The sequence below is a fragment of the Flavobacterium rhizophilum genome (assembly GCF_046000485.1).
GTDB classification, from domain to species: domain Bacteria; phylum Bacteroidota; class Bacteroidia; order Flavobacteriales; family Flavobacteriaceae; genus Flavobacterium; species Flavobacterium rhizophilum.
Genome location: NZ_JBELQB010000003.1, coordinates 210,397 through 225,189 on the forward strand (window position 1 = coordinate 210,397; position 14,793 = coordinate 225,189).

The 14,793-nt window shown below is 38.8% G+C and carries 5 protein-coding genes; all 5 read left to right on the top strand.

Annotated elements, in window-relative coordinates; all coding sequences use genetic code 11:
* Window positions 1-16: 16 nt before the first annotated feature.
* The 5 genes from recN to ABS768_RS05035 all read left to right on the top strand — a co-directional run bounded on the left by recN (window position 17) and on the right by ABS768_RS05035 (window position 14,765).
* On the top strand, window positions 17-1,669 hold the full coding sequence (gene recN / locus ABS768_RS05015; RefSeq protein ID WP_408073879.1) for a DNA repair protein RecN: 1,653 nt from the start codon (window positions 17-19) through the stop codon (window positions 1,667-1,669).
* 57 nt (window positions 1,670-1,726) lie between these two features.
* Window positions 1,727-2,917 carry an enoyl-ACP reductase FabV gene (gene fabV, locus ABS768_RS05020; RefSeq protein ID WP_408073880.1) on the top strand — a complete coding sequence of 397 codons (1,191 nt, stop codon included), beginning with the start codon at window positions 1,727-1,729 and terminating at the stop codon, window positions 2,915-2,917.
* Window positions 2,918-2,978: 61 nt separating this feature from the next.
* A complete protein-coding gene (locus tag ABS768_RS05025) occupies window positions 2,979-3,797 on the top strand; it encodes an enoyl-ACP reductase FabI (RefSeq protein ID WP_408073881.1) in 819 nt (272 codons plus the stop codon).
* Between the two features lie 287 nt (window positions 3,798-4,084).
* Window positions 4,085-9,346 carry an Ig-like domain-containing protein gene (locus ABS768_RS05030; RefSeq protein WP_408073882.1) on the top strand — a complete coding sequence of 1,754 codons (5,262 nt, stop codon included), beginning with the start codon at window positions 4,085-4,087 and terminating at the stop codon, window positions 9,344-9,346.
* A gap of 319 nt (window positions 9,347-9,665) precedes the next feature.
* Entirely contained in the window at window positions 9,666-14,765 is a 5,100-nt protein-coding gene (locus ABS768_RS05035; protein WP_408073883.1) for an Ig-like domain-containing protein, read from the top strand.
* Window positions 14,766-14,793: the final 28 nt, after the last annotated feature.

Sequence of the window (14,793 nt, forward strand, 5' to 3'; positions counted from 1 at the left end):
ACAGCCGCCGTTTAATATGCTACAATCATTATCTATTAAAAACTTTGCTCTTATTGAGCATCTTGATATCGAGTTTTCCAATAAACTATCTGTAATCACAGGTGAGACAGGAGCCGGTAAATCTATTATTTTAGGAGCCCTTGGTCTTATATTGGGAAAACGTGCCGATTTGACATCGCTTAAGGATAAAGAACAAAAATGTGTGGTAGAAGCACATTTTAAAATAAGCGGTTATAATCTTCAGGAATTTTTTCAGGAAAACGATCTCGATTATGAGGATGTTACCATAATTAGAAGGGAGATACTCCCTTCAGGCAAATCGCGCGCTTTTGTGAACGATAGTCCGGTTAACCTGCAGGAATTACAGGGACTGGGAGATTTCCTTATCGATATACATTCGCAGCAGCAAACCCGTGAACTGTCAGACGAGCAGTACCAACTGCAAATACTCGATGCTATTGGAAAAAATGCACAGCATTTGGCAGTGTATAAAAAACAGCTTTCGGTAGTTAGACAATCGCAAAGCGGACTTAAAAAAGCCAAAGAGGAAAAAGAAGCCCTTGCTAAGGAGGCCGATTATAATACATTCCTGCTTAACGAGCTTATTGAGGCAAACCTTAAAGAAGGGGAGCAGGCAGAGCTTGAAGCCGAACTGGAAAAGTTAAGTAATGTAGAGTTTTTAAAGGAGTCGCTTTCTAAAGTACTTACACTTGCTAATGAGGAGCAGATGGGAGCACTGCAAAACCTGAAAGAGATTAAAAATGCCCTGCAAAAAATAAGCGGGATCAGTAAGCAGTATAACGATTTCCATGAACGCATTTCCAGCCTGCTTATAGAATTTGATGATATAAACAATGAGGTGTCTCAGGATGCTGAAAAGCTGGCAGACGACCCTCAGCAACTGGAATTGGTAAACCAGAAATTACAGTTAATATATAGTCTGCAAAAAAAGCACAATGTGGCTACGGTAGAAGAGCTTATTGCTATTCGTGAAGACTTGGATGGTAAAGTACTTAAAGCCGATGAACTTGACGAGTCTATCAACAGGCTGGAGGCCGAACTTGAAAAAGCTAAAGCTGATGCTGATGCTACGGCACTTGTGTTGTTTGAAAACAGGCAAAAAGCCATACCTGTGCTAACCGACAGGGTTATGACGATACTGGCGCAGCTTGGAATGCCAAATGCACGCTTTAATTTTGATATTACTCATAAAGATACTTATCAGCCAAACGGTAAGGATGAAATAAGCCTGCTGTTCTCGGCTAATAAGGGGACTGATTTCGGGTTACTTAAAAAGGTAGCATCAGGTGGTGAGATGTCAAGAATTATGCTTGCAGTAAAAGCCGTACTGGCCGATTATTCTCAACTTCCAACTATTATTTTTGATGAGATTGATACCGGAGTTTCGGGTGAGGTAGCTAATAAAATGGGTGATATCATGAAGGTAATGAGTAGTGATATGCAGGTATTTGCTATTACCCACCTGCCTCAAATTGCCGGAAAAGGTGCTCAGCATTATAAAGTATTTAAAAGCATACAGGGGGATACCACGGTGTCTGAACTTAAGCTTTTAACTGAGGATGAAAGGATTAGGGAGATTGCCGAAATGCTTTCGGGTAAAGATATTACCGATTCTGCCCTTAACCACGCCAGAGCGTTGCTCAACTGAAAAAACAGGTTATATTTGTAGAGAAATAATTGCATTTGATAAAAAATACTTGAGGGTATGATTATAGAACCTAGAATGAGAGGATTTATTTGCTTAACTGCCCACCCAACGGGAGCTGAGCAAAACGTAAAAAATCAGATTGAATATGTAAAGTCTAAAGGAGCCATTAACGGTGCTAAAAAGGTACTTGTTATTGGAGCTTCTACAGGATTCGGACTTTCATCAAGAATTACCAGCGCATTTGGTAGTGATGCATCTACAATAGGTATATTCTTTGAAAAAGCACCTAGCGAAGGTAAACCGGGATCACCGGGATGGTATAACTCGGCAGCTTTTGAAAAAGAAGCTCACAAAGCCGGTTTATATGCAAAAAGCATTAACGGTGATGCTTTCTCAAACGAAATTAAAAAACAGACAATAGATCTTATTAAGGAAGATTTAGGCCAGGTAGATTTAGTAATCTATAGCCTTGCTTCTCCGGTGCGTACTCATCCTGATACAGGTGTAACTCACCGTAGTGTACTTAAGCCTATTGGTGGAGTGTTTAGTAATAAAACGGTAGACTTCCATACAGGTAAGGTTTCAGAAATTTCTATCGAGCCATGTAAGGATGATGATATCGAAAACACTGTAACCGTTATGGGGGGTGAAGACTGGGCTATGTGGATGAAGGCGCTTAAAGATGCCGGAGCACTTGCCGATGGAGCACTTACCGTAGCTTACTCTTACATAGGGCCTGCACTTACAGAGCCAGTGTACAGAAAAGGTACTATTGGTCGTGCAAAAGATCATCTTGAAGCTACAGCATTCGAAATTTCAGATGCGCTAAAAGACATCAACGGTAAAGCGTTTGTATCGGTAAACAAAGCATTGGTAACTCAGGCGAGTTCGGCTATACCGGTAATTCCGTTATATATTTCATTGCTTTACAAAACCATGAAAGAAGCAGGTATTCATGAAGGTACTGTAGAGCAAATGCAGCGTTTATATGCCGAAAGACTTTACACTGGAGGTGATATCCCTGTAGATGAAAAAGGCCGTATTAGGATAGATGACTGGGAAATGCGTGATGATATTCAGCAGAAAGTTGCCGAACTTTGGGAACAGGCTACAAGCGAGAACCTAAATGAAATTGGTGATCTTGAAGGATACAGAAAAGATTTTTACAACCTGTTTGGCTTTGACTACGAAGGAGTAGATTATAAAGCAGATGTAAATGAGGTTGTACCTATTGAAAGTATACAATAAAGCATATGGGAAACCCTGCAATTTGCAGGTTTTTTTGTTTCTAACCAAAATAATTTAAATTATGAATAATCTGTTAAAAGGTAAAAGAGGTATTATTACCGGAGCTTTAGACAAGAATTCTATTGCATGGAAAATTGCCGAAAAGGCTCATGAACAGGGTGCAACTTTTGTGTTAACTAATGCTCCTATAGCCATGAGGATGGGAGAAATTAATGAGCTTGCTGAGAAAACCGGTTCGCAGATAATCCCTGCAGATGCTACTAATACTGAGGACTTAGAGAATTTATATACTAAGACTCAGGAGATACTGGGAGGTAAAATAGATTTTGTACTTCACTCTATAGGTATGAGTGTGAATATTCGTAAAAAAATACCTTACGTAGACTCTAACTATGATTATTTTATGAAAGGTGTAGACGTATCGGCACTGTCACTGCATAAAATGCTTAGTGTTGCAAAACACCTTGATGCAATTAGCGAAGGGGGGAGCGTAGTGGCATTAACCTATATGGCAGCCCAAAGAACTTATCCTTTTTATACAGATATGGCAGATATTAAGGCCATGCTCGAATCTATTGCCCGAAGCTTTGGATACCATTATGGGGTAGAAAAAAAGGTACGTATCAATACTGTATCACAATCACCTACAAAAACAACAGCAGGTACCGGTATTAAAGGGTTTAATGACTTTTACGATTATGCTGATGCGATTGCTCCGCTGGGTAATGCTGATGCCGAATCGTGTGCAGATTACTGTATAACACTTTTCTCAGACCTTACCAGGATGGTAACCATGCAAAATTTATTTCACGACGGAGGTTATTCTTCTACCGGAGTAAGTGCAAAAGTTATGGATATGTTATATCCTGAACAGGAATAATTTTTAAACTTTTATGGTATATTGTACAATAAGTCCCCTTGTGGGACTTTTTTTTATTCATTTTGTGATTTTTTATTTGTTTTAACAAAATTGTCTGTTAAAAAATTAACATAAAAACATTATTTAAAAAATAAATAATTAGATAAAAAAGGGATATTGTGTAAAAAATTTAATGAAATGTAACAAAATCAATTTTTTTAATAAAAATGTCACCTATTGTTATATTATCAATTTTTTAGGGTAAAAAATTATAATTTTATTAACAATTAATTAAAACTTGATGTTACATGGAAAAAACTACATTAAAAAACTTCTGGCAAAGAGGTTATAAGGGGTGGATTATGTCTGCCGCTTACTTACTTCTTATGTTAGGAGCTACAAAAACTTTTTCACAGGCGGATGTATATTCGTTTGTTCAATCTAGCGGAGTGTACACCCCAATAACGGGAGGTACGGTTATTACCTCTGCTACAGATTATTCACCTTCGTTGGATAGTTATTCTTCAAGCGAGTTAACACTGCCAACAGCTTTTAGCTTTGCAGGTACATCTTATTCTACCTTTTATGTAACCAGCAACGGACAGGTACAATTAGGAGGAAGTAGTGCGCCTTCAAGCTTTAATTACCGCGTTATAAGCAGTAATACAGGTAACAATGTATTTTTGGCTCCGTTCTCCGGAGATTTAGCTGCCGGTGCTACCGGTACTGCAACTATACGTTGGGAACAGGTAGGTGACGAGGTTGTAATCCAGTGGACTAATTTCAGGAGATACAACAAATCAGAGAGTTTTAACTTTCAGGCACGTTTAAACACTGTAACTGGTGTTATAAAGTTTGTGTATGATGGTACTCCTCCTTATGCAGCTACTACTGATTACCAGCCACAACTTGGAATTAAGAGCTCAACATCAAATTATTTATGTTTAACTGTTGCTACAGATGGTGACTGGAATGCTCCTGTTCAAATTACTACAGGAGTTAGCAGTTCATCTATAGCATCATTTAATGGAGCTTTAGGATTTACAAGTGGATTAACTTATACCTTTAACCCACCGCCTCCATGTACAGGCGTGCCTGATGGAGGAACAGCTAATGATCCTGCTGTACGTTATGTATGTGCAGGTGCTACACCATCGGCTATAAGTGTAACTGGTGCATCTGGTTTAGTGGTTCCTGGTATTACTTATCAGTGGCAGGAATCTACCGATGCAGGTGCAAACTGGGCTAACGCTACAGGAGGTACAGGAGCAACTACTGCTTCTTATACTCCACCTGCTTATGCAGGGACAGATATTCAGTACCGTTTAAAAGTTACCTGTACAAACAGTACAGAGGATGCTTACTCTACAGCGGTAACATTAACTCCACAAATAGCTCCTGCTACACAGGCTTCTGCTTTAGTGACAGGTAATATAGGCTTTAGTTCAATGGCGCTTAATTGGACTAGTGGTGATGGCGGACGCAGAATGGTTGTGGTAAGTGATACACCAATTACAGATCCTACAGATGGTGTAGGTATTGCGGCTTATACTGCAAACAGCACTTTTGCTAATGCAGGTCAGCAAATTGTTTATGATGGTACAGGTACATCAGTAACTGTTTCAGGTTTAACCTGTGGTTCTATGTATTATGTAAAAGTATATGAGTACAACCGTTGTGGCTCTGACCCGTACAATACTTTAATCAACGTAACTACCGATACTAATGCTCTAACGGTAAACGTACCGGGTGCTGCTGCAGGTTTACCTGTTGCAAATGATTTTACTGATTTTACGGGAGCTAACCTTGGCGCTGTTGTACCGGGTTGGTTTGAGGCTTCAATTACCACATCTGGTGGTACAGAGCCTACAAATGCTAACCCTGGAGGACTTTCTTCAGATTGGACAAGTAGTACTAACCTTGGTATTAAAACAGCAAAAATCAACTTGTATACTAACACAAGAAACTCTTGGATAATAAGTCCTAAAATTGCACTAACAGTAAATTCAAGACTTAAATTCAAAGCTGCTATCAGTAACTATAACAGTGGTGGTGCAGATCCTGACGGAATGCAGGGTACAGATGATAAAGTTAATGTACTTGTTAGTACTGACTGTGGTGCTACATGGACTTCTCTTTACGTATTTGAAGCAGCCAACACAGCTACTTTAACAAACTCACTTACTGATTTTACTTTACCGCTTACTGATTTTGTGGGACAAACTATCCAGATAGGTTTCCAGGGTACAGACGGACCTGTGGATAACTCACCGGATTATGACTTCCATATCACAAATATACTTGTGGAGGAAACTCCGTCTTGTGATGTACCAGTGGTGGTAGCTCCTGCTAACGTTACTAAAAATGGTGTATCACTTTCATGGGAAGCTCCAACTGTAGGGGTACCTACAGGTTATGAGTATGCAGTTGTTACTACTGATACTGCTCCGGCTTCAGGTGATATGACTACCGAAACTTCTGTAGATGTTACAGGGCTTATGCCTTCTACAATGTACTATGTATATGTAAGAACAGAATGTACAGATGTGTACAGTGACTGGAGTATAGCCCAGGTATTTACTACTATGTGTGATTATCCTGAAGTACTTACTACAGAAGGTGGTACAGTTTGTGGGCAGGGTGAAGCAGAACTTTCTGCAACTACCGAGCTTGATGGTGTATTAAGCTGGTATGATGCTGCCGAAGGCGGTACTATGCTTGGACAGGGAGAAATGTTTACTACTCCTTTAGTTACTGAAACTACTGATTTTTATGTAAGTGCAGGTTCTCCTATTGCTAATACTGATTTAACTTTTGGAGCTGGTGAAAGTACAAGTTCAAGCGGAGGTAGTTCTCCATACTATCACGGTTGGGGAGGAGTTAAAACACAATACATATTAAGAGCTTCTGATTTACAGGCAGCAGGTTTATTTGCAGGTCCTATAAACTCGGTAGCCTTTACAATTACTTCGTTAGGTACTTCTACTTTCAATAACTTTGCTGTAAGTATTGGTACTACAACTCAAAATGAGGCTACAAATACTCATGTAGACGGTTTAACTCAGGTGTATACCAATGCGGCTCAGCCATTAACAGTTGGTGTTAATACTTATGCGTTTACCACTCCGTTTGCCTGGGATGGTACAAGTAACATTGTAGTACAGGTTTGTTACAGTAATGTAAACACAGGAGGTTCATCATCAACAGTATTGTATGACAATGCAGGATATACAGGTACAACTTATACTTATGCAGATAACCAAACTGCAGATGCTATTTGTGCAGCAACTACAGGTAGTGTAGGTGATTCCGGTAATACAACAACAAGCTCAAACAGAGCACAAATGATAATTAATGGTACAGCTATATGTTCAAGCCCAAGGATGGCAGTTACAGCTACTGTAACTGATGCCCCGGATATTATGCTTATGGCTAGTGAATCATCAATATGTGAAGGTGAGAGTACAGATATTTCGGTATCTAGTGACAATATGAACTACGAGTATGTATGGATGCCGGGTAACTTAACAGGTGCTATGCAAACTGTATCTCCGGTAGAAACTACTACTTATATGGTAACAGCTACAGATACTGATTCAGGTTGTGTGGAAGTAGGAGAGATAACAATTGTGGTTAATCCGCTTCCTATAGGACTTTCTGTTACTCCTGATATGGCAGATGTTTGTCAAAACTCAGTGGTTGCACTTGCAGCTTCAGGTGGTAGTACAATAATTGCAGAGGAGTACTGTGAAATTTCAATGAACAACCCTGGTGCTTCTGGTGATTACCTAAACAGCTTCTCATTTGCAAATATTACAAATAATGATTCAGGCGATGCGGCAGATGACTATACGTACTACAGCGCCCTTACTGCAAACGTAACAGGTGGTGATACATATACAGTGTCAATGCAAACAGGTAGTGCAACCTGGAGTCAGTATTTAAGAATTTGGATTGATTACAACCAGGATGGTGTGTATAGTGAAGACGAAAGTGTATTCACAACTACATCAGGTGTCACTTCATCTACAACCGTAACGGGAGATATAACCATACCTACTACAGCATTCAATGGTATGACAAGAATGAGAGTGTTATGTAGTTACAATATACAGTCTCAGGCAACATCATCATGTGCATGGACAGGCTTTGGTGAGTATGAAGAGTATAATGTAAACATTACAGGTGCTACTAACCCTGTAGATTACATTTGGTCGCCACAAGGCGGATTATATTCTGATGCGGCAGCTACAGTACCTTATATGGGTGAACCGGCAGCAACAGTATATTACTATGCTTCGGCAGATGCTAACTATACAGTTACTGTAACAAGCGAATTTGGTTGTGCAGTTTCTGCTTCAACAGATCTTACAATTGTTGTAACTCCGGCTCCAACCGCCGAGGCTTCTCAGATATTCTGTGCAGGTGCTACCGTAGCAGATTTAACAGCAGAAGGTGAAATGGTTAACTGGTACTATTCTGCTACTGGCGGAGATGCACTGGCTGAAACTGTAATGCTTAACGATGCTACAGTATACTATGCTTCACAAACAGTTAACGGATGTGAAAGCGCTGTAAGGGTAGCGGTAACAGCTACTGTAAATACTACACCGGCACCGGTTGTAGATGAGTATGTACAATTAGTATGTAACGCCGGTACTATTGCTGATTTAATGGCAACAGGTACTGATGTACAATGGTATGCTGATTTTGAAGGTGGTGAGCCATTAGCTCCAGAAACAGAACTTGAGGCAGGTATTGCTTTATACTTTGCATCTCAAACTATAGATGGTTGTGAAAGCCTTATGAGAACTCCGGTAGCAGTATTTGTTAACGTGGTTGAAACTCCAATGGCCGATGCTCAACAGTCTTTCTGTGGAAGTGCTACTGTGGCTGACTTAATGGCTGATGGTGATGATATTATGTGGTATGCAGATGAAACAGGAGGAGAGCCTCTTGCTGCTGAGACAGAACTTATAGACGGAGGCATGTACTATGCGGCTATGATGTATGAAGGATGTGAAAGTGCTGTAAGAGCTGCTGTTACTGTAACAATTAATACAGTTCCTGATCTTGAAGGTGAGGAAATGCAGGATGTGGAAGTAATGGCGGGTAATGATGCTGTTATAGGAGACTTAGTAGTGATTGCTGCAGAAGGTGCTGAGGTAAACTGGTATGCTTCTATGGAAGATGCAATGAACGGCGAAAACCCGCTTTCTTCTGATTTTGTTGTAACATCGGGTAATACTTACTATGCTGTACAAACTATAGGCGACTGTAGTAGTGCACCGTTTGCAGTAACAGTATCTATAACACTTGATGCAAGAGATTTTGAAACAGCTAACTTTAACTACTGGCCAAACCCGGTAAAAGATGTACTTAATGTTTCTTACTCATCAAGTATAACATCGGCCACAGTATATAACTTATTAGGACAGCCGGTTATGTCACAACAAATAAATGCATTACAGGGAACTATTAATATGAGTGGTCTTTCAGACGGTAGCTACATAGTAATAGTAAATACCGAAAATGCATCAAAAACTATTAGAGTTATCAAAAAACAATAGTTTGTTAAATTGATTAAACAACCTCTTAAAAGGGGTTGTTTATGAATTTACCTTAAAAGCCACCTCATTTCAGGTGGCTTTTTTGTATTTAATATAAAACAAATTAATATTTATTTAACATTAGTTTAAAATTCATAACATTTTATGATTATTGAATAATTGAATTTTTAATTAAAAATAAACTTTAACAGTTAATTTTTATTAAAATATAACAAATACAGTTATTTTAATAAAAAACATGTCAAATGTTAAAAATGAAACTTTTTGTAGTCTATTTTTTATATTTTTAGCAAACTAATTAATTAAAACCAAATTATTCATGAAAAGAATTACCTTACCGGCTAATTTCCGGCCTTATCACGGAAATGCAGTCGTAAATCGGTATTCCCGATTCTTACTCTTTTTCGTAATGCTGTTAATGGGCTATACAGCAAAATCACAAATTTATTATACAACAGGATGGGAGAGCAGTATAGATGGCTGGCAGTCTTCAGGTAATGCGGGCTCTTTTAGCACATCTAGTACAAACCCATGCTCAGGAGATCAATCTGTAAGAGCTAATATTTATTATGGATTGAATAGTATTTTAACTTCACCTGCAATATCGTTTTCTGATGGGAGTGAGGTTACGTTTACTTACAGTTTTAAAGTAATGCAGTATGCTTCAAGTACATCACCTGCAGTAGGTGATGATTTTACTCTTGATGTACAATGGACAAATGATCTTAGCGGAACATGGACAACTCTTGAAACTATTGATGATTCAAACTACACATCTACTACAGATTGCGCCGAAAGGACAGTAACATTTATACCGGCTAACGGTGACACTGTTTACGTTAGGTTCTATGCATCTTCAATGACTGGAGAGGATTTACATATTTATTTTGACGATGTTACCATTGCTCAAACCACATGTATTCCGCCTACAGCATTAACTTTAAATAATGCAAATACGGGTGAAGTATCATGGACTGCTCCTGAAACTGCTCCTGCATCAGGATATGAATATTACCTTGCAACCACAAGTGAGGTTCCCGGTCCGGCTACAGTAGCTACAGGTACTACTACCGAAACTGTTGCTACTTTAACAACATTGCCCGATACTCAATATTACTTTTGGGTAAGAGGCAACTGCGGTGGTGAGTTTTCTCCTTGGGCAGGTCCGCTTATGTATGTTTCGCCACAGGTTCCTGCAGTACTACCTTTTGAAGAGGATTTTGAAGATGGTACTACTTTATATCTAAATAATGGTGATGAAACTAATCAGTGGTTTGTAGGCGATGCCGTAAATAACGGAGGCACATCTGCACTTTACGTGAGTAGTGATAATGGTGTTTCAAATACTTATAGTCATACATCTTCTGTAGTACAGGCTTACAGGGATGTGGCAGTTCCGGAAGATCTTGCACAGATGGAAATTTCTTTTGACTGGAAAAGTGGAGGAGAAAGTAATTATGACTACCTTAGGGTTTGGGTTGTACCTACAAATTATACGTTAGAAGCTGGTTCACAAATATCTTCATCTTCCGGTGGAGAGCAAGTAGCTCAGTTAAACCTTTCTGAAGGAGAGTTTATTTCAGCTTCTTTTGTTGTAAATGTTGATGAATATCAGGGAGGGATTGCAAGAATTGTTTTTGAATGGAGAAATGATGGAGGCAGTGGTGACGAACAAGCTATAGCTATTGATAATTTAAGCGTTACCGAAGTATCGTGTAACACACCACAAAACCTTGCAGCTACTGTAGGTTTGGGTAATGTAATGATATCATGGGAATTTGCGGCTGATTTACCTGCCGGAGGATTTGATTACTATTATTCTACTACAAATGAGGCTCCTGATGATACTACAGAAGTGTCTGGGAACATAGCAGATGCAACTACTGTAACAGTAAACGGATTAGAATTTTTAACCGAATATTATTTTTGGGTACGTAGTAACTGTGACGGATCAGAAAGTGAATGGGTAAGTGGAGGTTCGTTTGTTACAGAGTGTGATATTACTACACTTCCTTATGTGTATGATTTTAGTGATTACGATGGCAATACAGAAGATAGCTGCTGGCAGGAAAAAACCGGAGCGCTTGGCACTGCAGTTACTTTAACCGGAGGTTCAAGTACTTGGACAAATGGGAATTATAATAATTCTGGGTCAAATAGTAACGGTACAGCTGCTCTTATTAATCTTTATGATGAAGATAATGCGTGGATAATTTCTCCGGCTTTTGATCTAGGTGACGGTTCTATAACCTACCAGTTAGAGTTTGATGCTTCAATACTTCCATGGACCGGTAGTACACCTGTTACTGATATGGAAGAGAAATATGGTCAGGTAGTCATCTCTACCGATGGTGGATTAACATGGGATGAGGCTAATGTGCTTGTAACATTTGATAATGATAATATCCCTGCAGGTGGTGTACACCAATTTATTTCTTTAGAAGGCTATACAGGTGTTATTAAAATAGGTTTTTACGGATATAGTGAAGATGATACACCCGATTTAAGGTTTTATATAGACAACTTTAAAGTAGATGTTCAGCCAGCTTGTGCGTTACCGCAATATCCTGTTTTAAATGAATTAAACGGTTCATCGGCACAGGTTTCATGGACAGCAGCTCCTGTAGCTCCTGCTAACGGATATGAATACTATGTTTCTCAGTCTAACGAAATACCTGCTTCAGATGTTGAGGTGACAGGTAGCGTTGAGGCAGGTGTGCTAACAGCAACTGTTGCAGATTTACCTTTAGGCGTAATGAACTATATTTGGGTTAGATCCAGCTGTGATACTGATACCGTTAGTGATTGGGTTGGTCCTGTACTTGCAATGACTCCATGTGAGCAAACTGATTTAACTATAGAAGAGCCTGCTGATATTTGTGGTCAGGGAACTATCGAGTTAGAGGCATCTACTACAAATGGTGATATTTACTGGTATGCTGAGGCTGAAGGTGGTGAACTTTTAGCAACAGGTAATGTGTTTGAAACACCTTACATAACAGAGACAACTTCTTACTACGTGAGTAGTGCACAATTATCTCTTGGGGCAAACGTAAAGGTTGGTAATGGTAGTGGTACAACAAGTACTAACTCTAATCCATTCTATTCATCATGGAGTAATAACCATACACAGCACCTTATAACAGCAGATGAGCTTATAGCATCAGGACTATCTGCAGGTAATATAAACTCTATTGGTTTAGATGTAACTTCTGTAGGTTCATATGCAATGAGAGACCTTACTATAAAAATAGGTGCTTCTACTGCTACAACTATGGAGAGTTTTGTAGCAAATAATGACTTTAGTGTTGTTTATACTAATGCTATATACATGCCGGTTTCTGGTGTAAATACATTCTATTTCAATACTCCTTTTAACTGGGATGGTACATCAAATATTGTTGTAGAGTTTTGTCATGGTAATCCATCATCAGGTGCTACAATGAGTAGAACCGTAAAATCAGATACGACTGATTATGTATCTACAATTTCCCATTATTTCTCATCGTCAACTTCAGGGTCAGAGGCATGTGCAGCTACCGATGGCGGTAATGTGAATACATATTCTGTAAGACCACAGTTTATCTTTAACGGTAATGGCTTATGTTTTTCAGAACGTGAAGAGGTTGAGGTAGTGGTTAACGAAGCTCCGGCTGTTACAATTAGCGTTACTCAGGATGCAATTTGTAACGGAGGCAGTACTACACTTACTGCTGTAAGTGATAACGAAGGGTATACTTATGCATGGATGCCTGGAGATTTAACAGGAGCAGAGCTTACAGTTTCTCCTGAAGTAACAACAACTTATACTGTTACAGCTACAGATGCAGACTCTGGTTGTATAAATGTAATAACATTTACAGTACAGGTAAATCCTTTACCTGAGGATGTAGAATTTGCGGAAGAAAGTTTTGAAGTTTGCGGATCGACAGTTTTACCATTATCGGTAACTAATGCTGCTGTAAGTGTAGAGGCGCAATTTGGAACTAACGAAACTACAACAGGTGTTAGTGAAGAGCTTACTGCATTTAGTAACAGAAGGCAAAGTTTAAAATATCAAACTATTTATACGGCTGAAGAACTAACTGCAGCTGGTGTGCTTCCGGGAGAAATTACTTCTATAGCTTACAATATTACTTCTGTAGGTGACGAAAATTTTAATGATAATTATATTGTTAAACTTGGTGCTACTACTCAGGATGTTTTTGCAGATACTAATTATCTTGCAGAGGATTCGTTTACAACAGTATATGGTCCTGTAACTTATACTCACGCAATAGGATGGAATACTATTAACTTCACAACTCCTTATATATGGGATGGAGTTTCTAATATTGTTGTAAGTGTATCGTATTCTGGTGCCGATCAATATGATAATGCAGAAACCTATTATACAACAGTAACAGGTAATGCAACATTATATAACTATAATAATACTACAGCGACAACAGGAACTGCTTCTTCTAAGAAGTTTGACATTAAGATTTCTCAAAATATAGAGCAGGAAGTAACATGGTCATCAGTTGAAAACCTGTATTTAGATGAAGAGGCTACGCAGCCATATACAGAAGGTGAAAATGCCGGAACTGTATACTTTAAATCTCAAACTGCAGGAGTTGTAAATTATACTGCAACTATGACTAACATCTTTGGATGTTCTGTTACTGCAGATGTAGAGGTTAATGTTAATGTAACAGAAGTTCCTGATGTAGGTGAAGAGTTTGATTTTTGTAGTGCTGCTACAGTAGCTGACCTTCTTACTGAAGATAACAATATAGTATGGTATGCAAACGAAACAGAAGGTGAAGCCCTTACAGAAGATACAGCTTTAGAAACAGCAACATACTATGCGTCTCAAATAGTAAACGGATGCGAAAGTGAAAGAGTAGCTGTTGCTGTTACCATAAATATAATTCCGGCTCCTGAAGGAGATGAAATGCAGGATATCGAGATAGAAAACGGTTATGTTGCTACTATTGAAGATATTGAAGTAACCGGTATTGAAGGCGGTGAAATTACTTGGTATGCAAACGAGGAAGATGCTCTTTCAGGAGAAAATCCTCTGGTAGAAGGTACTGAGGTAGAGGGCGAAACAACTTATTATGCTGTACAAACTGTAAATGGTTGTAGTAGTGAGCCTCTTGCTGTAACGATAACTATTACACTTGATTCAAAAGAGTTTGATTTAGCATCGTTTACTTACTGGCCAAACCCTGTTAAAGATGTATTAAGTATATCTTACTCATCTCAAATCACTACAGTAAAAGTGTATAACATGGTAGGGCAGGAAGTGCTTTCACAAAAAATAAATGCTCTTGAGGGTACAGTGAACATGAGTGCACTACAAGAAGGTACTTACCTTGTGAATGTTGCTACCGATACTGCAACAAAAACAATAAGGGTGATTAAAAAACAGTAAAACTGTTATAAAACATACCTTTTAAACA